We start from the raw sequence: 21463 nt of genomic DNA, 5'->3' as shown, positions 1-21463 counted from the left end.
CATCTTTGCTTGCATTGATGTGCTTTTCTATGTTATAATTTGAGTATGATATCATACTCAAAGAAGGAGGCCATCATGTACTACAATTGCCTGGTTAATATTCCTAAAAACACTGGTAAAATTTCCAGAAATAAACGGGGGAAGACTACTTACATCGAATACACTTATGCTAGAGAGTACCTTCCAGAGAAGAAATACAACGTTGCCAGAAGAACGACCATTGGGAAAGCTGACCCTAATCATCCGGGAATGATGTTCCCTAACCCCAACTTCGAAAAATTCTTCCCTGATGTTGAGATTCTCGCCGAAGGAACGACGGCTGAACCAGTCAATGAATCCAGAAGCAGCTGTATTCGAATTGGTGCCTTCTCTGTAGTCAGACGAATTATTGAAGACTACAAGCTCGCTGAACACTTGAAGCGCTGGGATGATCGGGGAAAAGGACTGCTCCTTGACATGGCCGCTTACTCTGTTATCGCAGAAAGCAACGTGGCTCAGCACTTCCCGGATTATGCCTACAACCATCCATTGATGACGCCACAGAATAAGATTTACAGCGACTCTACAATCTCTCGCTTCATTCGCGAGATCGATGACAATGACAGGGTCGACTTCTTGAACAGCTGGAACGCCACCCATGACAAGAATGAGAAAATCTACGTTTCCTATGACTCCACCAACAAGAACTGCAAGGCTGGAGATATTGAGATGGCTGAATACGGTCACCCTAAGAATGACGTTGGCGCACCAATCATCAACTACTCGATTGCTTACGATATGACCAATGAGAAGCCCCTGCTTTACGAGAGCTACCCGGGCAGTATCGTTGACGTCTCGCAGCTGAAATACATGCTGGAGAAGATTCGCGGCTACGGCTATAAGAAAATAGGCTTCATCCTTGATCGCGGGTACTTCAGTAAGGCCAATATTCAATTCATGGACTCGTGCGACTATGATTTCGTGATGATGGTTAAAGGCAGAGCCTCCTTTGTGCACGGCTTGATCATGGAGCACATGGGTGAATTCGAATCAAAGAGAGCCTGCTCAATCAAGGCATACCGGACTTACGGCATGACTGTTAAAGCCAAACTGTACGCGGATGACGACACTGACCGCTACTTCCACATCTACTACAAGGCCAAGAAGCAGGCCAGCGAGCGTGCCAGACTGGAAGCTGATCTGGACCGAATGGAAGCCGAGATGGACAAGATAAAAGGCAGAGAATACAAGCTTCCCAAACGATACGAGCACTACTTCAAGCTCACCTACCACAAAGACAAGTTCTATGGCTACGAGGAACGGGAAGATGTCATCGAACGAGAGCTGCAGCTGTGCGGCTATTTCGCGATCGTGACCTCCGAAAAGATGACCGCTTCAGAAGCTTTGAACCTTTACAAGAGCCGCGATATCTCAGAGAAGCTGTTTGGCAGTGATAAGACTTTCCTTGGCAACCGCTCATTTAGAGTCGCAAGCAGCCAGGCAGCTGAAGCTAAGATCTTCATTCAGTTCATCGCTTTGATAATCCGGGCAAGAATCTACACGCTTCTGAGAAAACGTAAAGCCGAAATGCCGGGCAAGCCTAACTATCTGAGCGTACCTTCAGCACTGAAAGAGCTCGAAAAGATTGAACTGATACGACAGCCGAACGGCAACTATAAGCTCGATCACGCAGTCACGGCTACCCAGAAAGTAATACTAGGCGCTTTTGGGCTAGACGAAGAATGGATCAAAGCACAGGCAAGACTGATTGGAAAAGACATTAAGAACGCCGCAATGCCGGAAGAACAGAAAGACGATGATGAAGAGGATTGAAATTAATGAAGGTAAGATCTTCACGTTTTTATAAAAAGTATATGAAAACGTGGAAAGACTAACATAATATGCTATGCTATTAGGCCGTTTCGATTTTCTGTGCAGCTTAAAGTCCACTGAGTTAGGTCACTGAAGTACAATAGCTATAGAGCTTTTTGTACAGTTAGAAATGTGATGAGGAAACTAGAAATGTTGGACAAGATCAGATTTGACGACTTAGTGGAAGAGTACCAGAAGGACTTTGAGTATAGAATTCATAGTGATCATTCTTTGTGGTTAGCAATAGCATGCTTTCAGAATAATTGGAGCTTAGATACCAAAGATTTTGAAAGCATGTTTGCTGATGTTGTGCGGAATGTAGGTGAAATTCTTAATCTCAATACGTTTACGTTTGATCATGATACACTGTTGGAATTAGTTGAAAGATCGCCAAAAATGGTCCGTGCAATGATGGTTGATCTGTTTGACGAAAGTCAAGACATCGTCAATCGAATCAAAAACTTTGAGCAGCAAGCCAATGAGTTGCTAAATGGGGACAATGTTTTAGATGAAGAGACGATCAGCATGTTGCTCTGTCTTAATTCACCTAATAAATACAGTGTATTTAACTTGCGAGGTTGTCAGAGACTGGCTAGCTGGCTCAAATTAGACTATGAATTCGAGCAACAAGCTACTGTCAAGAATCTACAAAATTGGTTAGTCGTAGCCCAGGAAATTATTGAGCAATTATCTGATAATCAGCTACTGCTTGATGAGTACATGTACTATCTTGAATGGGATACTGAAGAGGAGTCGAATTATCTACATTACCTATGCGACAAGTTCGGGAATGATTTTCAATGGTCTGCTGAAAAGGATTCTAAACTTTTGGTCCTAGCGTCCGATATCTGTAATTATCTTGCCCAGCATCGTGATTTGGCTCCTGCAATTGGTCAGAAGCAGTATTGGTGGCTGAATGCTAATCCCAGTTTTTGGAACTTGTCTGATTTAAAGATTGGTGAGGAGCGCTATTATACCCTTTATAGTGAAAGCGGCCATAAAAGACGGGTCTTCCAGCATTTCTTGGATGCAAAGGTTGGTGACAAGGTTATTGGCTATGAATCATATCCTAGCCGGAATGTTGTAGCTTTGATGGAAATCAGCCGGGCTAGTGATGGTGAGGCAGTCTTTTTCAAGAAAATCGAAGAATTTGAACATCCAGTGGCTTATAAAGACCTGCGGCAATGCCCGGAACTGAAAGACTTAGAAGTTTTCATCAGCCCAACCGGCTCACTATTCAAGGTAACTGAAGATGAATTCAACTTCATCATGGATAAGGTCAGAGAGCATAATCCGGTGGCATATACTAAAGAGAATTTCCTTTCAGAAGTTTACATGCCAGAAGCAGTCTATGATCGCTTAACAGCACTGTTAAAGTACAAGAAGAACATAATTCTGCAAGGTGCACCTGGCGTAGGCAAGACTTTTGCGGCTAAGCGGCTGGCGTATGCAATGATGGGGCAGAAAAAGGATGAAAATATTGAGCTGATCCAGTTCCACCAAAGCTACACTTACGAAGACTTTATGATGGGCTACAAGCCAACTGAACAGGGCTTTGAACTTCGCTATGGCAGCTTTTACCGCTTCTGCAAACGGGCAGCTGAGCATCCAGATGAACCGTTCTTCTTCATCATTGATGAGATAAATCGCGGCAACTTAAGCAAGATTTTTGGTGAGCTGCTTATGCTGGTTGAAAAGGATTACCGGGATCAGCCGATAACTTTGTCTTACACGGATGAACCATTTGCCGTCCCAAGCAATGTTTATCTGATTGGTATGATGAACACTGCTGACCGCAGCTTGTCGATAATTGACTATGCTTTGCGGCGAAGATTCAGCTTCTTTGATATGAAACCAGCTTTTGAAAGTACTGGCTTTATGAAGCAGCAACTAATTTCCGGGAATGTCACTTTTGACAGATTGATCAACCGAATTGAAGAACTCAATGATGAGATCAGCAGAGATCCTTCTCTTGGGCCAGGTTTCTGCATTGGCCACAGCTATTTTAGCAATCCCGAAGGGAAATGGACGCTTGATAAACTAAGACTGATTGTTGATTACGATATTTTGCCGATGCTGAGGGAATACTGGTTTGATGACCAGGATAAGCTGGAGCATTGGGAAAGTGCTCTGCATGAGGTTCTCAATGATTAAAGACAAGAGTATCTTCATCAAGAACGTCTACTATATGCTGAGCTATGCATTTGGCAACCTGCATGAAACAGAGTATAAAAATATCGATAAGGGAAGCTTTAATAATTTGGATAATCTGTTTGCCGCAATCTTAGCTAAGGGGATCGGCAAGCAGCTTAAACAGGGCCTGTACCGTGAATATGTAGCTTGTCATGATAATTTGCCGGCCGTCCGCGGCAAGATTGACCTGGTTGAAACTATCCGCAATCAGCTGGCTTGCCGGAAACTTATAGCCTGTGACTTTGATGAGTTATCTGCCAATAACTTATACAATCAAATTCTAAAATCGACTGCTTGGCAGCTAGCGTGGTCAAAGAAGGTTGACAAGAAATATCGGGATCAGCTCAAGAAAGAGCTGGTCTTCTTTAGTGAGATCGATATGGTTGATCTGTCTAAAGTGTCCTGGCAGAAGATCCGTTTTCACCGCTACAATCAAAGTTACCGGCTGCTACTAGGGTTATGTGAACTGCTGACTGAAGGCAAAATCATGGACACAGAGCAAGGGACATTACGGTTGACTGACTTTGCTGATGATCAGCGGATGTCGCACCTGTATGAGAAGTTCATTCTGGAGTATTATGTGCAAGAGTACGCCCAAAAGTATCGAGGCTTTACCGCGAAGGCTGCCATGATTCCATGGCAGCTGGATGATGGCAACAATAATTTATTGCCAGTAATGAAGTCGGATGTGCTTTTGTCATATGGTGGCCGGAAATTGGTAATCGATGCCAAATATTATGCTCATAGCTTACAGAGCAACTTTGACACGAAGACGATACACTCAGCTAACCTCTATCAAATTTTTGCCTATGTTAAGAATTTGGCGGCCATGCGTAGGGATGATACGGTAGCAGGGATGCTCTTGTATGCCAAGACTGACGAGGAGATTGTCCCAGATGAAGACTATCAGATGAGCGGAAACCAGATCAGCGTGAAGACCCTGGACCTGGGGCAGGAGTTTCCGTTTATCAAGGAGCAATTGGACAGAATTGTAACAGAATACTTTGTGGAATTGAGATAAATCGTAACACGTCAAAACAGGGGAAGTTTCATCCATCTGCGCCGTAATTTTTATCATTTTTGGACAAACACTTACAAATTGTCCGTTGATTTAATCCGCTTTCGGGCATATTATTGATGGTAGCCGCTGGTTGCTATTAACGATAGGCAATATATAATACAGGCTGGAGTAATTAAGGGTTCTCCTAAAACGCAAGATATGATATGTTCTATTCTGTCCGGCTTGGCGTGAGTACCGGACGGTCTGTTTGCACGTTGTAGCAACTAGCGGTTATGGTTTAAAAATGAGACAACAGTTTTTGGCGACAATCAGCCTTAAGAAAGCGTGATCCGATGTCCGAAGATCTTAAGTTGCGTATTGCACTCGTGTTTAGGGCTGAAGTTGCTGAAACTGGCTTTAACCACGTCAGTGTAGTTCACTTGATGAAGAAGAGCGGTATTAGAAGGCAGACTTTTTACGATAACTTCCAAGATAAATATGATTTGCTCGGTTATACAATCCAGGCAATGATGGAAGCCGATGTCGAAAGCAACATCGACAGGCTGGATTGGGAAGAAGTTATCGCACAAGTCTTCTATAGTGCTGAGCAGAATAGGGATTTTTACAAAAGTGTGTATTCAAGTCAAAAAGAAATCGATGTAATTGGCGAGATTTCGCGGCATATCGCAGTGCTGCTACGAAAGATCATCACAGACGAAGGCATGACCGACAACCACAGGGCCAGCGACTTTGTGACGGTTTTCAGCATTGGCTTGACCTATACGATGATTGACAACCTCTTCAGCTATCACCCGCTCGACTACGATGTAATCGCTGACCGGGTTAATAGTGCCTTGCATTTTACACTCTCTAATCACACTAGTGAGAAATAAATGTTCTTTCCGCGCCCCCCTTGAAACGTGCTCTCTTTGTGTCAAGGGGGTTCTTTGTGTGCTATAATGTAGGTACTAAGATAATGAACCGGAGTCCACATCTGATGTGCAAAAAATGGTACCAGCTGATTACTTGTGCCGAACCGGTTGGGGCGCTTAATAGGCGCTCTTTTTTTACGCACTTTTTTGAACCAACTACTCGCTCTTTCTATAGAAAATCTCTTCCCCTTTACACGCGTGCTATAATGTAAAGTCTGAGTGTCTAAGTGGAAGCTTCGGCACTTAACTGTTTAATCGTGTGTTTTTTGAGGAGGAAGAGATGAGGATATTTATGGCCGTATTATGGCCTATATTGCTGGTAGCATCTGCTGCTATGGTAACGATCAGCTATCGTAAGAAAAAATCTGGCAAGGCTGATAAAGATTACTATTCAGTTAGAGGGTGGGGCAGCTTTGCCTTTATGTCCCTGCTAGGCGTTATGATGAGCTATCTGCCGTTAGGAATTTCAAGTGTAGGCGGATGCCTCTTTATTGCCACTTTTGTTTTGATGTATTTTGCCTACAGTAAAAAAGAACACAAGTTAAAGGTACAAAAGGCTACCGCTTGGCTCTTGCTGGCCCTTTCTTTTGTGACTGTGGGTGTTGGCAGCGTAGCCGCGGAAGAATACAGTCCGCGGACCAAAGTCGTGGTTAAGTATACTGGCGCTAAGGAATACCAACAAGCAAAAGAAAAGAATGCAGCGCTGATTTCTGCCAAAAAGGCCGCCTTACTGGCCTACGCGCCTCTGGCTAAGAAGGTTAAGAAGCTGGAAGCTCAGGAAAAGGCCGAAAAAGAAGCAGCCGCAAAGGCTAAGCGGGAGCAGGAAAAGCAAGCAGCTGAAGCCAAAAAGGAGGCTGAAGCCGCCCGTAAAGCCGCGGAAAAGCAAGCCGCTGCCGCATCTAGTGCCAGTGATTCAAACACTGATGACTCAGCTGATACTTCAAGTGACCAGCGCGGTGATATGAACACGGCTGATTCTCAGAAAATCGTTGGTAATGTCAATTCCAAAATTTATCATGTCCCTGGCCAGGCCGGCTACCGGATGAATTCGTCAAACGCTGTCTACTTCAACAGTGAAGAAGAAGCGCAGAGAGCAGGTTACCGGAGGGCTAAGAGATAATGAAAAAGAAAAGAATGATTTTGATATGACCCCCGAAATTAGGACACTAATTTCGGGGGTTATTTTCATGACTAAATACACTAAAGAAATCAAACTCGCTATTTACCACGAATGGGTAGACGATCATAGAAGAGGCACCTACCTCAGCCGAAAATATGGGATGGAGCGCGGAGGAATCCAATATTTGGTAGACTTGATCCAAAAGCATGGCGAAGACATTTTGGATCGCCCACAACAGAAATATACTGCTGATTTCAAGCTTGCTGCCATTGATAGAGTTCTGCTAGGTGGTGAAGCTCTTAGGCAGGTTTCCTTAGACTTAGGGCTTACAAATACAGGAATTCTTGCAAATTGGCTTCGCTCTTTCAAAGAAAACGGGTATACTGTCATTACCAAGAAGAAAGGTAGACCACCCAAGAATGCCCAAAAGCAAGGACAAACAACGGATCAAAGAGCTGGAAGAGCAGGTAAAGAGGCTTACAGTCGAGCTTGCATACATAAAAAAATTGGAGGCCTTAATTCAAGAACGGAAGAGCCAAGAAAAGAAAAATTAGCTCGTGCAATCACTGAATTAAGGCAAGAATTGCGGCTTAGCGTTAAGTACATTATCGACGTTATCAATGCCAACCCTGGATTGCCTCATATCTCAAGAAGTAACTACTACTACCAAATCCATAAGCCTGATAAGGATTCTGGTAACCAGAAGCTGATGGATAGAATCAAAGAGATCTTTCTTGAACACAGCCGACGCTATGGGTACCGGCGAATTTACGGACAGCTTCGCCGGGAAGGCTATGAGATCAACCATAAGAAGGTGCAGAGGCTCATGCAAAAGATGGGCTTATTCGCCATCGCAATCCGCAAGAAACGTAAATACAGCAGCTATTACGGCGTTCAAGGCAAGATCAAGCCAGACTTAATCAAGCGCAATTTTTACGCAATTATTCCGGACAGACATTGGTTTACCGACGTGACTGAATTCCATCTTAAAGATCAAAAGCTCTACCTTTCTCCAATTATCGATGGTTGTACCCAAGAAATCATCTCCTACAACATTTCTAGGCACCCAGACCTTAAGCAAGTGATGACTATGCTAGATGACGCATTTGAGAAGCACCCGGCTCTTAACGGGCTTATTTTCCACTCAGACCGTGGCTGGCAATATCAGCACCAAGCATATCAAGCGGCTCTGGCTAACAGAGGGATCGATCAGAGCATGTCCAGGTTGGGTAATTCTCTTGATGACGGCTTAATGGAGGGCTTCTTCGGCATTCTTAAGCGGGAGATGTTCTACGGCCAAGAACATAAATACAAGGACTTAAATGAGCTTGAACAAGCTATTCACAAATACATCGATTACTACAACAACGTAAGAATCAAGACAGGACGAAAAAACATGACCCCGATTGAATATCGGAATCATGTTTTAACAACCTTAACGGCGTAATACTAAATTGTCCCAATTTTGGGGGTCACATCATTTTTGCTGCTGGCGCGGCTGTTCTGCTTTTTGCCGTGACTTCTACCAAGCCGGTTGATTCCCAGAATTATCCAAAAATTACCGTTAAGACCAAGCGGGTCAATAAGTATAAAGATAAGATCGAAGATTACAAGTCTGATAATCTTATTTTAGAAGCTGAGACTGATCGTATTAAAGGTGAGACAGAGGAAGCTAAGGAAAAGCTGGCCAAAATGCCGGGCAGTAAGACCAGCCAAACTACGTCCACGAAAGAAACTGCTTCTGCTAAGCCAAAGCAAACTGACCTGGCATCCCTGACTTATAGTGGGCAACTGTCTACTGAAGTAAATAACAACCAGCCCGACTTCAGTCAGAGTGACCTCTCAACCAGCCGCGGTGCCTGGCAGACCTACGGCAATCTGGACAGCTTGAACCGGGCTACTACGGCCAATGCAATGCTAAATCAGTCCTTGATGCCGACTGCTAAAAGAGAACCCTTGCACTGGGATCCAACTGGCTGGCACAATAAGCGGATTTCCAGCGGCTGGCTCTATAACCGGAGTCACTTGATCGGCTACCAGTTGACTGGGCAGAATAACAACCCGAAGAACCTAATCACTGGTACGGAAGAAATGAACGTATCAGGGATACTGCCATACGAAAATGAAGTAGCTGACTATTTGAAGGAGTCTTCAAGCAACTACGTCCGCTACCGGGTTAAGCCAATCTTTAAAGGCGATGAGCTTCTGGCCCGTGGCGTTCAAATGGAGGCCAAGTCTGTTGGCAGCAACGCGGTTTCCTTTAACGTCTATGTCTTTAACGTCCAGCCCGGCGTTGTTTTGAACTACAGTGATGGTACCAGCCGGGTACAGAATTAAATAGCATTAGAAAAAAGTTCTCTGCAACTGTTAGACTTCACTTCTAACGGAGCAGAGAACTTTTATCTTTTATGGACTTTAACCCATTACGTCAAGTGCAGTGTATTGAGCAGCACAATTCCCACGGTGAAAAATACAATGGAAACTATCGAAAGCGATATGCAAAATTTAAGATCAATTTGATATTCCCCATCGGCAAAAAGCTTCTTAATGCCGATAAACAGCATCAAAATTATCAAGTAGATGACGATTAGGTACACGCCACCAACTATGAAGGCATATCCCAGAGAAGCGCTAGACAGATTCTTTAAGTCGCTAAACAGATTTCCAAGAATCTCGACGGAGCCCATCATGGCGAAGGACATTGCTGTAAAGATTCCTAAGATCCCGACAAACTCTGAGTAGATGCTTTTTACTTTCTGTTGTGCCTTCTTGGAGTTCTTGACAGCCTTCTCAGCTGCATCGTTTGCGCTTTGGGCAGTACTGTTGATGTAGTCACGCTGGTAGCAGCTTAGCTTTATATGACGTTCAAGCCGTCTAAGATTGTCCGTCTTACTGATATCAACAAATTCTTTAATTCCTTGTGAAAGACTATCGAAATGGCTTTCATTGCTCTTGTTGCCAGTAGTAATTCCCATGAATTTTTCAAGATTGGTAAAGCTAGTTGGGGATAGAGCATATATTTTCTTGCTTATTTCAGGATATGCTCTAGCAAGGTTTTCCGTTTTGCAAAACGTAGTGAGGGCATTTATTACCTTGTCTTGGTTAGCTCTTTTGCTGCTTATATATTCTACAAAAGTGTCAATAGAGTGATTTATGATTTGCTGATCAGAGATTCGTGAAGCCATGGGCTTAAGCCTCGCAGTATTGTGAATCGAAGTTGTTGATATAGCAGCTTTCGATCTCTTGATTGGTATAGTCAGCAGCTGAATAGTTCTTTATTTCATCCTGATAGTTTGACCAACTAGAATCGTTATGAGTCAATTCCATCAGTCTCCAAGTCGGGATCTCAAGCAACTTCAGTAGTTCCGATTTAAGCTTAGGAAAAATATCGCGGCCAACGTCAGCTACAGAAATAGGAGGAATAGGTATAATCGTCAAAGTATCGAGTGAAAAGTCAAAGGCTTCATCATGAATCGGTGAAGACCCATTTGATTTAAAGCAGTCGTAAACCTCTCTTTCTATGGGGCCATACTGCCACTTGGCAAATTCTCCATTTATCAAGCGAGTTTTGTACTTGTGCAGGTAGAATCCCTGCAAGAAGAACAAAATCTTCTGAAGCTTTAAATTGGTTAATTCGATATTGTTTTCCTTAGCAGTATCGATTACAAAGTTTGAAACCCTAAAGACGTCAAATCCCTTGTCCATGTTAATCGCTCCTTTCTCTTGGTATACATTATGTTATTACCTTGGGTTCAAAAGAGCAAGGGAACGCATTCGGCCACTTAACACTATTCCGAAAGAGTAAACGATTTGCCTTACACTAAATAGAATCAGTAAGGCCCGCACCCAATCATGGATGCGGGCCTTCTTCATTTCAGCCACAATTCTTCGTATTCCCCGGCAATCGTGGGCCAGCTGTAGGCATGCGCGACCCGCCCCCGGGCCGCCTGGCCAAAGTCTTCAACCGCCTGCTGGCTGAAGCCTTCAACCTTCTCGATTAACCGCCGCAAACTCCCCGGCTCCTTGCTCCAGTAAAGGCCAGCCCGCCTGGCTACCTCCTGGTTGAAGGCAACGTCGTAGAGCAGGTTCAGCTTGGTGCTGCTGAGGCTCTCCAGAAGGGACGGATTGGTTCCGCCGACTGAGTGCCCGTGCAGGTAGGCGTAGGCATTTTCCCGGATTTTTCTGAGCAAATCCTGGTCGTAAACCGTGCCCACGAACTTGATCCGCGGGTCTTGCTTGAAGTGCAATTTCTCTTCTAGTTTTGCCAAAAAACGCTCGTTAGCCGTGGTGATAATGGCCAAATCCTTCCGGCTCTTGCTGGCCATAAATTCCTTGATCATCGTCTCAAAATTATTCTCCGGCACGAACCTGCCCACAATCAAGTGGTACTGCCGGGCGCGCAATTTTTTCTCCTTCAGCCAGTTCTTAAAAATCTGGTTGCTATCGCCTAAGGGACTAGCCGCCAGCTGACTGCCGTAAGCGATAAAGGCGGTCTCTGGCCGGTACTTGCCGTAAGTTCTTAAAATATAGCGCTCAATTTCAATCGAGTCACAGATCACCTGGTCGCAGTTTTTTACCATCAATCTTTCCGACACTTGCCAGTACTTCCGGATCAGCCAGGGCCACTTGCCCCGCCGCCATTCATGCCCGTCCGGGTTGATGAAGACCTGCCCGCCTAAGCGGTGGATCTGCTTCACGTACTTCTTCATAAAAGGCCCAATCCTACAGGCTAGGATGTAAAAAATCGGTCCCTCAAGCTCATGCCGCTTGCAATAATCGATCCCATAGTCCAGAGCCGCCAGGTCATAATAGATCGCCTGCGCCGGACCCAGCTTTTCCGGTACCCGGATCTTAAAACAATTCGCGCCCCGGTACTTAAAGCGGATGCGGCTGCCTTCCATGGCGCCATCCCCGTTTTCCTTGCAGGCCACATGGTACTGGATCTTTTCATGATCCGCGTGCTGGTTGAGGAGCTGCTTGACGAAGGTCTCATAGCCGCCATAAGAGCCCAGGCCCTTAGAACCGATAATAAATACATGTCTCTCTTTCAGAAAAATCCCTCCTCACATCCCCGTTGGCTTAAAGAGCAGGCCAAGGGTTTTAAAAATCAACCGCAAATCCAGCCACAGGGACCGCTGGTTGATGTACTTGATGTCTAATTGCACCATCTGGTCAAAATCGCCCTCGTTCCGGCACTCCACCTGCCACAGGCCAGAGCATCCCGGCTTGACTAAGAGCCTTTGCCAGTCATATGCGCTGTATTGCCTGGCTTCTTCCGGCAGGGGCGGACGGGGACCAATCAAGGCCATCTCGCCCTTAAGCACATTGACCAGCTGCGGCAGTTCATCCAAGCTATACCGCCGCATCATCTTCCCAATTTTGGTCACTCTCGGGTCATCCTTGATCTTAAACATGGCGCCCGCAATCTCATTTTTCTCCAGTAAATCTTTTTTCAGCTGGTCCGCCCCCTCGATCATGGAGCGGAACTTCCAGATTTTGAAAGCCTGCCCGCCTTGGCCCAGGCGGGTTTGCGAATATAAAACCGGTCCGCCGTCTTCTAATTTGATCTTTACCGCCAAATATAAAAGCAGGGGGGAGAAGAGGGCCAGGCCTAAGCTGCTCAAGCCCAAATCCAGCAAGCGGCTGGCCGTCCGGTAGACCGGCCGCCCCTTTACTTTCCGGTAGTTGATTTTTTCCATCAGTCATCACCTCGCTTAAACAATGCCCGCCAGTCTGCCGCCGTCAAAATGCTGCCGGCAAAGACCAGGCCGGCGAAAAAGATAGTCTGCCAGTTGACCAAATCCCAGCCGCCCGCCAGAACCGTAAAGAGAAAGGCCCAGGCCGCGTAGGTCACGTTCAAGGCCATCGCCTTGCTTGGCCCCACTTGCTCAATAGCCTTGTAGTAACAGAAGTAGGAGGCCGTTGCCATAGCGCTGGCACCGGCAAGCAAAAATCCCAGCTTACCCGGCCCTTTAGTCACCAGCTCGCCCACAAAGTCTCCCGCTTGCAGGGCCGTGACCAAAAGCATCCCCGAAATTACTGCCGCCGTAGTCTGCCTTATCTGCAAGGCCTGCCCGGTCTTGATCCCGCCCTTAAAGCACTTGGCTAAAATCACTGCCTCTAGTCCCCAGCCGCCGGCGCACATAATAGCGCTGGCCAGGCCCAAGACTATATTGTCTTCAGTCACTTGCCCGCTAGTAGTCAAGCCATATACTCCGGCTAAACTCGCTAAAAGGCAGACCCAGCGGGAGAGGGGGAGCCTTTCTCCCAATAGCAGCTGGGCCAGGAGGGCCCCAACCGCCGGAAAAAGGGCGCAGGCTACGGCCCCTAAGGCTGGCCCCATGAATTTGACCGCTAAAACATAGCCCGTCATCCCGACCGGGCCGCCAACCGCCGCGGCTAAAACGATCCAGCCGCCGCCTTTTTGCCAATTTTTCCAGGCAGACCTTTCCCCGGACGCTAATCTCTGCCCCCACAGCCAGAAGCAAGAGAGGCTGTCATGGAAAAAGGCGCAGACGAAAGGGGCTAAAAAGGCGGCCTCTAAATCCCGGCTGAAAACCGGCAGAGCCACCGCCCCGCCTAAGAGCAGGGTTTCTACTGCCCAAGTGATGCCAGCTAAAATTCCCGCTAACATGATCGCCTTCCTTCCTATTTAATAGGAATGCCCCAGCCGCTGGCAGCGGATGACCCGGCCCAGCTGGTAGATGTAGCAATACAGGCGCCCGTCATGGCGGAAGTGAAAGCCAATCGCCTCGTTGCCCCGCCCCTTGATGGGCTTGATCCGGTCCAGTTGTCCTTCATCGGTAGCTAGAATTTTGGCGCATTTTTTCAAGATATAGGACCGGGAATCCTCTTGGTAGGTCTTGTCGAACTGGCGCAAGTCTTCCAGGCTGTCGAATTCCTTGATATAGCCGGCCGGGAACCTGGCCAGCCGCATCTTGAGCAGGTCTAAGTTTTCGGCAAAAATTTCCTCCCAATACTTGCCACTGGCCGCGTCTCCCTTTTTCTCCATGATTTGAAAAAAGCGCTGGGAAAAGTCTTCCCGCCAAAAGGCATGGCCCAGCATGTACCAGGAATTTTTCGCCGACCTGGTCACGCGGTCGATATAGCCCTCCTGGTCAGTTGTGATGCCCCATTCATCAGTTTCACCCTGGCTGTACTGGCCGGCGTAGTAGCTGCCGGCCTTTTCCAGGCCCAGGCGGAAAGGGTTGGACAAAAAGTAGTTGTCTGCCGAGCAGATGAAGCTGTTTCTGATCACGCCCCGGGCCAGCCAGAGACTGGCCGCGCTGTTTTGCCGGGCATAGGCAGGGTTGTCGATCAATTTCACCCCGTACTTGCCCTTTAAGTAGTAAAAATGCTCTTTCTTGTAGCCAGTAACGATGTAGATGTCGCTGACTCCGGCCGCTTGGAGCTGGCGGATTTGCCGCTCAAGCAGGACTTCCCCCTTGACCTCGATCAGGCCCTTGGGCTTGTCATAAGACAGGGGAGCAAAGCGGGCTCCGGTCCCGCCGGCCAAGATTACCGCGTTGTCGGCGCACGTCATTAGGCCACCCCCGTTCTTTTCAAAGCTATTGCCGCGTACTCCTTGGCATAGCGGTACTGCCGCCGGCCGTAAGGGGCCAGGGCCTGCTTAGGCTGGAAGGCCTCGCACCAGTTGGACCAGAGCAGGCCGCAAATGGCCATGTAGCAGTAGATCTTGCTCTTGATATTTTCCGGGCATTTTTTCTCAAAATATAAATCCAGCAAGTGATCAAGTTCCGCCCTTTCATAGCCGGCGTAGATGGCAAACATGGCCAGGTCCACGTGCGGGTCCTGCATCCCCGCGTACTCCCAGTCGGTTAATTGCAGTTTGCTTTGTCTGCCTTCTCGGTAAAAAAGGCAGTTATCGGCCACCGGATCCAGGTGGGTCAGGCAGCTTTCCTTTGGCACTGTGTCTAAGTAGGGCTTTAAGCTAAAAATCTGCCCTTTAGTTTCCCGGTAGTCTGGGAAAAGGGAGGGGCGCGGCCCCCTAATTTGTTCATAATGCTTGATCTGGGCAAAAAGGTCGAAGCTATGTGGAACTGCGATCTTTGCCTGGTGCAGGCGTTTGATTTTTTCTATCCAGCGGACTAGGTCAGCTTCTTTTTTGGGGTTACAGGACCGGGCCTGGGGTAAAAAGGGGCTGAGCTTATAGCCGGTTTCCGGATCCAGGTAAAGGGGGGAGTCGCAGAAATTGTAGGGGGCGATGGCCTGGTAGACCGCGGCTTCCCGGGTCCGGTCGATAATTTGCCGGCCAGGCCTGGGTTGGCGGAAGTGGTAGCTTTTTCCGCCATAATCCAGGCGGAAGGAGTGGTTGGTCATGCCCTTGTGTAAAGGCACGAAATTCAGTTCATCAGGGTCAGCTTGGAAAAAGACGGCAAGCGCCGTGACTGCCCGCTGACTTAAGTAGGACATGTGGTCACCTTCTTTTTCTAAAAAACTCGAGATATATCTTGTCCTAACAGCTTAGCATGGCTGATGGATAAGATAAAATGACATCTTTTAATTGCACCAAAAATTCTGCTTATGGTTAAAAGACTATTTGGGATAGATCTTGTAGTCGTGGTGGGGATAGCGGTCCTTAGCCGGGGGCAATTTTTCATAGTCCCCGTAGTATTCCCGCAAGATGGGAGCAGGATCAGCCGGAACGCGGAAGCTGGACCCGGCAAAAGGGGCGTACTTGCCCTCCCCGAAGTGTTTTTTCTCCAGCATGTGGACCCCGCCATCCGGCCAGGCCGGGACGCCGACCTTCTGCCGGCCCTCTTTCGTTTTGGTAAAAATGATCCGCTGGATTTTTTCATCAACGGCCTGGGCAAAGCCCTCGCCCCAGATCCGGTCAACCGCCTTTTTGTAAATTTGGTGGGCACTTTTGGTCAAAAAGTTCTGGGGCCAGGTCGCCGCGTAGGCGTAGTAGGCCATGTTGACTAGCTTGCAGCGGCGGTAGAGCTGGCGGGCCACCGGGTAGGAAGAGCCGTTTTCGTCCAAGGGGTAGATGTCGGTGAAGATGCCGGCAGAAAACTGCTCGGCGGGCTTGGTGGAAACGAACTCGTAGTCCTGGTTGCTAAAGCGGGCCAGGCCATAGGGATAGCCCGGGCTGTTTTCCCGGGTCGCGATCCGGTAGGGAGCAGGAAGGTCTTTTTCGCAGTAAGCGATGAAGGCCTCGTAATCCCGCCGGGGCATCCAGATGTCGGTGTCATCGTCCCAGGGGATAAAGTCCTGGTTGCGGACGGCGCCTAAGAGGGTCCCGTAGGCCAGGTAGTAGGTCAGGTCCTGCTCTTGGCAAATCCGGTCAATTATCTGGAGATTGTCCAGTTCGACCGCTTGTATCTCGCTAATTGTGAGTTTTCGCATGTCTGTCTCCTTCAAAATTCGTTTTTTGCTTTGTAGTCAAATAATTTAGCAGGCCAAAATATGGCCCGTCAAGTCTGGAAAACTTAAGAAATTCTTTCCTCCTCGTGCAAAAAGTTGCTGGAAATTTCTGAAAAGAAGATTTTTTCCTATTAGGCGACAGCCGCAAAAAGGCGGGGGATTTTTTCACAAAGTCAGTAAAAAATAAGCACGGAATCCGGAAGAACGGGAAATGGTCTTGTACAATCCTGCACTTGTGTGCTAATTTATTGCTTACAAAATTTCACGCGAAGGAGATGACCAATGAAAACACGCGACCTGCGCAAGCTCATTAAACAGCAAGGAGGCTGGGACCTGGTCCGCCAGTACGCCGCGGCCGGCAACCTGCCCCTGGCGGCAGGGCAGCTGCTTCTGCTTGGAACGAAAGAAAAGGCCCTGGAGATCCTCCGCCTCAGCGCCCAGTACCGGGTCAAGGAGAAGCTGGCCAGGCGGTACCGGAAGGAGCTTGACCATTTGGTTAAGCTGCACAAAGATGCTGGGGAAAAAGAGAAGGATAAAAGTAAATCTGAAAATGACCAGCCCTATGTCTGGTTCTGCTGGCTGCAAGGCTTGGCCACGGCCCCGCAAGTCGTCAGAAACTGCTATAAATCAGCTTTGGCGGCTTACGCGGGAAAAGGGAAGCTGACCTTGATTACGGAAGACAACTACCAGGACTATGTGACTTTTCCGCGGGAAATCCAGGCGAAAATTAAGCGCGGAATTATAGATGGCGCGCATTTAGCCGATTTGATCCGGCTGGAGCTCTTGATCAATTACGGGGGCATCTGGACGGACGCGACCGTTTTTTACAGCGGGGATTTGCCGGATTTTCTGTTTAAAAACCGCCTCTTTGCCTACCAGATCGTCAAGCCGGGCAGGGACGGGCAAGCCATCCCCATGTCCAACTGGCTCTTGGTTGCCCCGAAAAGAAACAGGCTGCTTTTGATCACCCGGGACCTGCTCTATGCTTACTGGAGAAGGCATGACAAGTTGCTTGACTATTACATTTTCCACATCTTTTTCCAGCTGGCGGCTGAGGCCTGCCCGGAAGAATTTGCGGAGGTAATCCCTGTGGACAGCGGGGCCCCCCACCTGTTAGGCCAGCGCTTATTTGACCAGTATGAGCCGGATTTTTGGCAGGCGATTAAGGAGCAAACTAGTATCCACAAGCTGTCTTACAAGTTCCCGCCGGGGATGTTTTTGCAAAAGGGGACTTATTTTGCCCAAGTCGTGGCGAAAGGAGGCAAAAATGGCTAAAGAGAAGAAACTGGCGTTAGTGATCTGCTACTTCGGTCCTTTCCCGGCCTACGCGGATTTATTCTTCAGATCAGTTAAGGAGAATCCGGCGACTGACTTTATTTTGGCCACCGACCAGCTGGTCAAGAATCCCCCGGCCAATCTCAAGATCAAGTACCTGACTTTGGCGGATTTACGGGCAAAGTTTCAAAAGAAGCTGGGCTTTCAGATCCGGCTGCATGCGCCTTACAAAATCTGTGACTACCGGCCGGCCTTTGGCTGGCTCCTGTCCGACTGGCTCAAGGACTACCGCTATTGGGGCCACTGCGATTTGGACCAGGTCATGGGGGACTTGGAGAAATTTTTGCCGGAGAAATTACTGGAAAAATACGACAAGGTCTACCAGCATGGCCATCTGACGGTCTTTCGCAATACTTTGACCAACAACCTCCGCTTCGTGGCCAAGGGGGGTCAGAACTTTCGGCAGGTTTTCCAGACGGACCTGCCCTGCGTCTTTGACGAGGTGGAAGGAATCCAGAAAAAGTTTGCCAGACTGGGCGCCAAGTGCTGTTTAAAGCGGGACTTCGCTGATATCTATTCCTGGCGTGAGCAGATGAGGCGGACGACGTCATACTTGCGGGGGCGGGAGAAGAAAAAGCTGAACAGTGCCCGCCAGGTCTTCTTTTATGAAAAAGGCCGGGTCTACCGGGCCTACTACGCTGGCGGGAAAATGAACTATGAAGAGCTGGCCTACCTGCATTTTCCCAAAAGGCGGATGCGGCAGAATTTTTACCAAAGCGATTCCTACTTTATCGGCAAGGATGGCTTCTACGCTAAAGAACCGGGTTTTAACGTGACCATGGGGGAGATCAAGCGCTATAACGGCTTTAATCTAATTGGGGAAGCCCGGGTGAAGCTGGCTTATTGGACCTTCATCTGGAGTCGGCGCTACCACAAGTACGTCCTTAAGCGCTAGTATGGTAGTCCGCCTGCGCCGGCAGAACCTGGTCACCCTTTACTTAAGCGGGCAGATGGTCTGTTTTGCCTGCTTGAATCAAGTCTGTCCAATGCCTTTGGCCGACAGCCAGGATGAAATTTTGGCCGTTTTTTGCCTGATCGGGATCGCCTGGGCACTAATAAGTAAGCGGCTGGGCCAGGAAAAAGAGGGACTATTGTTAAAAATTTGCTTTGCCCTGATCCTTGTGGAAAGCCTGGGGTTAATCTCAAACGGGATGTCGGGGCTAATTGGCGGGACACCAGTCTTGGTCGATGCCTTTAAATTGGTCAAGCTGCCCCTGGTCCTCTTTTATGTCAGCTGTTGCTTGCGCCCCTGGGAAAAAAGGACGCTTGTGCGCAACCTGCTTTTGGCCAGTAAATGCTTTATTCTGCTGGCTTTTCTCGGCGGCATCGTCAATCTGGCGGTTGACGTTGGCTTTAGCTACGACCTCCGCTACGGGATCCGGTCCTATAAGTTCATCTATGAGAACCCGGCGGCCTTAAATGAGGTCCTGCTGGTCTCCTTAGTGCTGATTATGCTGGGGGAAGGAATTGGGGAAAAGAAGAAAAATGAGCGCGGACTTAGGCAGAGCAAGGCCTGGCTCCTTTTGTACCTGGCAACTGTAGTCATGACCTTGCGGGCCGGGGGAATCGGATCCAGCGGGATTTTGCTTCTGGGCCTGCATTTTGAGAAAAAAGGGGTCCGGCTAAGCTGGAAAAAAGGCGTCAGTGCGGCTTTTGTGGCTTTTTGCCTGGGCTATCCCCAGGTTAAGGAGTACTTCTTCAGCGAAACGGTCAGGTCGAAATTGCTTAGGCATTCCCTGATCGTCCTGCGGGACTATTTTCCTTTAGGCAGTGGCTTCGCGACTTACGGGTCAGACCAGGCCTTTAAGCACTACTCCCCCCTTTATGTCCGCTTTGGCTTCCACCACGACTACGCTTTGGCCCAGGAAACGGGCTTTGCCATGAACGACAACTTCTGGCCCATGCTTTTGGCCCAATTCGGCCTTTTTGGGGCCTTCCTATATGTGTACTGGCTAGTTGTCCAGCTGGGCTATTGTTTGAAAAAAGCTCCGCCGGGTCAGCCGCGGGCCGGGGCTCTGGGCCTCATTGCCTTTTTCCTGATCAGTTCGGCGGGCAACCCGATTTTTACCAGCGCCTCGGGAGTCTTTCTGGCAATAGCTTTGGGCTTGACCAGTGATTTTTTGCAAAAACAACAAGAAAGATAGAGGAAAAGAGAATAGAGAGAATAGAAAGAAGGTGACAGATGGAAAAAGTTGAGAAATCGCTGTCCCGCAATGCCCTGGCCAGCGGCCTGCAGACGGGGACCCGCCTAGTTTGCGCCCTGGTGACTTACCCCTATTTGGCCAGGATCTTGCGGGTTGACCAACTGGGTCAATATGACTTCGCGGCTACGGTTGTCAGCTGGGCGGCGCTAGTGGCGGGCCTGGGAATCTACGCCTATGGGGTTAGGGAAGGGGCAAAAAAGCGGGATGACCCGGAAGAGCTGTCCCGCTTTGCTTCGGAAGTCCTGGTCATCAACCTGGCCTCGACCTTACTGGCTTACTTGGGTCTGGCGGCCTGTCTGCTTTTTTCCAGCAAGCTAAGGGAATATGGACCGCTGATTTGGACCTTGAGTACTAGCATTATTTTTACCACCCTGGGCTGCGAGTGGCTCTATGCGGTTCACGAGGAATATGGCTACCTGGCCTTGCGCAATATCTGCTTTCAAATCTTGTCTTTGTTTTTGCTCTTGACATATGTCAAGGACGAGAGCGACCTTTTGCTATATGCTTGGACTACGGTCATTGCCAGCGCCGGGGCCAACTTGGTCAGCTTTATCAGATTGCGTAGGTATTGCAGCTGGTCTTTGACCTGGCGCTTTTCTTGGCAAAAGCACCTCCTGCCCATCTTCGTCTTATTCGCCAACGCTCTGGTCAACCTGCTTTATGTAAGCGCGGATGTAACCCAGCTGGGAGTGATGACCAGCGACTATTATACGGGCCTGTACTCGGTGGCCAGCAAAGTCACGGCCCTGCTTAAGCAATTGTTAGGTGCCGTCATCGTTGTTACCGTGCCGCGTTTGGCTTGCTTATATGGGCAAAAGGGCGGAGGCCTTTTTCAAAAATTGGCCCGGCAGATCGCGGATTTGCTAGTGACGCTGGCCTTGCCGGCTGCTTGCGCCTTGTTTGCCTTAGGCGAGGAGGTTGTCATTTTAACCGCGGACTTAGATTTCGCGCCGGCCGCGGGGGCCATGAAACTTCTGGGCCTGGCCTTGGTCTTCTCTCTTTTGTCCTGGTTTTATATGGCGGCGGTTTTAGTTCCGGCCCGGCAGGAGAAGGCGGCTTTGCTTGCAATCAGTATCGCTTCTGTAGTCAATATTTGCTTGAACTTCCTGCTGATCCCGGCCTTTAAGGAGGCAGGGGCGGCTTTAGCAACCTTGCTTGCCGACCTGGTGACTTGCCTGGCTTGTTACTTTTTGGCGAAAAAGTCGGCCCGCCTCTTGCCCAGCGGAAAAAAGCTGGCCAGCAGCCTGCTCGGCTGCCTCTATGTTTACTTGGTTTGCCAAGCTGCTTTAGCTAAGGGCCTAGGGCCAGGAGCGACAGTCTTTTGGGCTGCCCTCTGGGCCATCCCCGGTTACTTTGTGATTTTATATCTGCTTGGCAACCGGGTCTTACTGGAGTTTAAGCGCGGAAGTAGACGGGAGTAAGAAAGGAGGAGTTTTTGTAC

At 48.5% G+C, this 21463-nt stretch carries 19 protein-coding genes; 11 read left to right on the top strand and 8 right to left on the bottom strand.

Translation table 11 applies throughout. The annotated features are described in order from the left end of the window. Positions 1 to 75: 75 nt before the first annotated feature. The 7 genes from ACYVUU_RS09840 to ACYVUU_RS09810 all read left to right on the top strand — a co-directional run bounded on the left by ACYVUU_RS09840 (position 76) and on the right by ACYVUU_RS09810 (position 9433). Positions 76 to 1812, top strand: coding sequence for an IS1634 family transposase (locus ACYVUU_RS09840; protein WP_484500768.1), 1737 nt, complete (start codon positions 76 to 78; stop codon positions 1810 to 1812). 189 nt (positions 1813 to 2001) lie between these two features. Then, a complete protein-coding gene (locus tag ACYVUU_RS09835) occupies positions 2002 to 4005 on the top strand; it encodes an AAA family ATPase (protein ID WP_484500767.1) in 2004 nt (667 codons plus the stop codon). After that, entirely contained in the window at positions 3998 to 5065 is a 1068-nt protein-coding gene (gene mcrC, locus ACYVUU_RS09830) for a 5-methylcytosine-specific restriction endonuclease system specificity protein McrC (RefSeq protein WP_484500766.1), read from the top strand. Before ACYVUU_RS09835 ends, mcrC begins: the two co-directional genes overlap by 8 nt. 332 nt (positions 5066 to 5397) lie before the next feature. After that, the gene (locus ACYVUU_RS09825; protein ID WP_484500765.1) at positions 5398 to 5937 is read left to right on the top strand and encodes a TetR/AcrR family transcriptional regulator C-terminal domain-containing protein; all 540 of its coding nucleotides are present in this window, start codon (positions 5398 to 5400) and stop codon (positions 5935 to 5937) included. A 331-nt stretch (positions 5938 to 6268) separates the two neighbouring features. Further along, entirely contained in the window at positions 6269 to 7096 is an 828-nt protein-coding gene (locus tag ACYVUU_RS09820; protein WP_484500764.1) for a sunset domain-containing protein, read from the top strand. Between the two features lie 67 nt (positions 7097 to 7163). Then, positions 7164 to 8543 (top strand): IS3 family transposase, encoded by a 1380-nt coding sequence (locus ACYVUU_RS09815; RefSeq protein WP_484499678.1) that lies wholly within the window; start codon positions 7164 to 7166, stop codon positions 8541 to 8543. A gap of 68 nt (positions 8544 to 8611) precedes the next feature. Beyond that, positions 8612 to 9433 carry a DNA/RNA non-specific endonuclease gene (locus ACYVUU_RS09810; RefSeq protein ID WP_484500763.1) on the top strand — a complete coding sequence of 274 codons (822 nt, stop codon included), beginning with the start codon at positions 8612 to 8614 and terminating at the stop codon, positions 9431 to 9433. A gap of 86 nt (positions 9434 to 9519) precedes the next feature. Here the strand turns inward: ACYVUU_RS09810 and ACYVUU_RS09805 are convergent, their stop codons facing one another. The 8 genes from ACYVUU_RS09805 to ACYVUU_RS09770 all read right to left on the bottom strand — a co-directional run bounded on the left by ACYVUU_RS09805 (position 9520) and on the right by ACYVUU_RS09770 (position 16465). Further along, entirely contained in the window at positions 9520 to 10281 is a 762-nt protein-coding gene (locus ACYVUU_RS09805; RefSeq protein ID WP_439775955.1) for a hypothetical protein, read from the bottom strand. A 4-nt stretch (positions 10282 to 10285) separates the two neighbouring features. Then, positions 10286 to 10801, bottom strand: coding sequence for a Panacea domain-containing protein (locus tag ACYVUU_RS09800; RefSeq protein ID WP_439775954.1), 516 nt, complete (start codon positions 10799 to 10801; stop codon positions 10286 to 10288). Positions 10802 to 10965: 164 nt separating this feature from the next. After that, positions 10966 to 12126 (bottom strand): beta 1-4 rhamnosyltransferase Cps2T, encoded by a 1161-nt coding sequence (gene cps2T / locus ACYVUU_RS09795; protein WP_484500906.1) that lies wholly within the window; start codon positions 12124 to 12126, stop codon positions 10966 to 10968. 33 nt (positions 12127 to 12159) lie between these two features. Continuing rightward, positions 12160 to 12795 (bottom strand): sugar transferase, encoded by a 636-nt coding sequence (locus ACYVUU_RS09790; RefSeq protein WP_484500762.1) that lies wholly within the window; start codon positions 12793 to 12795, stop codon positions 12160 to 12162. After that, a complete protein-coding gene (locus ACYVUU_RS09785) occupies positions 12795 to 13730 on the bottom strand; it encodes an EamA family transporter (protein ID WP_484500761.1) in 936 nt (311 codons plus the stop codon). The genes ACYVUU_RS09790 and ACYVUU_RS09785 overlap by 1 nt, the downstream gene beginning before the upstream one ends. 18 nt (positions 13731 to 13748) lie before the next feature. After that, on the bottom strand, positions 13749 to 14639 hold the full coding sequence (locus tag ACYVUU_RS09780) for an NTP transferase domain-containing protein (RefSeq protein WP_484500760.1): 891 nt from the start codon (positions 14637 to 14639) through the stop codon (positions 13749 to 13751). Beyond that, on the bottom strand, positions 14639 to 15529 hold the full coding sequence (locus ACYVUU_RS09775; RefSeq protein ID WP_439777494.1) for a phosphotransferase: 891 nt from the start codon (positions 15527 to 15529) through the stop codon (positions 14639 to 14641). Before ACYVUU_RS09775 ends, ACYVUU_RS09780 begins: the two co-directional genes overlap by 1 nt. 123 nt (positions 15530 to 15652) lie before the next feature. Next, entirely contained in the window at positions 15653 to 16465 is an 813-nt protein-coding gene (locus tag ACYVUU_RS09770; RefSeq protein WP_439775949.1) for a LicD family protein, read from the bottom strand. A gap of 300 nt (positions 16466 to 16765) precedes the next feature. Here ACYVUU_RS09770 and ACYVUU_RS09765 point away from each other — a divergent pair, with 300 nt between their 5' ends. The 4 genes from ACYVUU_RS09765 to ACYVUU_RS09750 are packed head-to-tail and all read left to right on the top strand — an operon-like array spanning position 16766 to position 21443. Beyond that, on the top strand, positions 16766 to 17758 hold the full coding sequence (locus tag ACYVUU_RS09765; protein WP_484500759.1) for a capsular polysaccharide synthesis protein: 993 nt from the start codon (positions 16766 to 16768) through the stop codon (positions 17756 to 17758). Then, positions 17751 to 18713: a DUF6625 family protein gene (locus tag ACYVUU_RS09760; protein WP_484500758.1), complete on the top strand. Its 963-nt coding sequence runs from the start codon at positions 17751 to 17753 to the stop codon at positions 18711 to 18713. The genes ACYVUU_RS09765 and ACYVUU_RS09760 overlap by 8 nt, the downstream gene beginning before the upstream one ends. A gap of 1 nt (position 18714) precedes the next feature. Beyond that, positions 18715 to 19962, top strand: coding sequence for a polymerase (locus ACYVUU_RS09755; protein ID WP_439777103.1), 1248 nt, complete (start codon positions 18715 to 18717; stop codon positions 19960 to 19962). Between the two features lie 38 nt (positions 19963 to 20000). Next, positions 20001 to 21443, top strand: coding sequence for an oligosaccharide flippase family protein (locus ACYVUU_RS09750; protein WP_484500757.1), 1443 nt, complete (start codon positions 20001 to 20003; stop codon positions 21441 to 21443). Positions 21444 to 21463 lie beyond the last annotated feature (20 nt).

The organism is Lactobacillus sp. WILCCON 0058, from assembly GCF_057198005.1.
The sequence above is the reverse complement of the archived record's forward strand: the minus strand, read 5'-3'. Positions and strand labels throughout refer to the sequence as shown.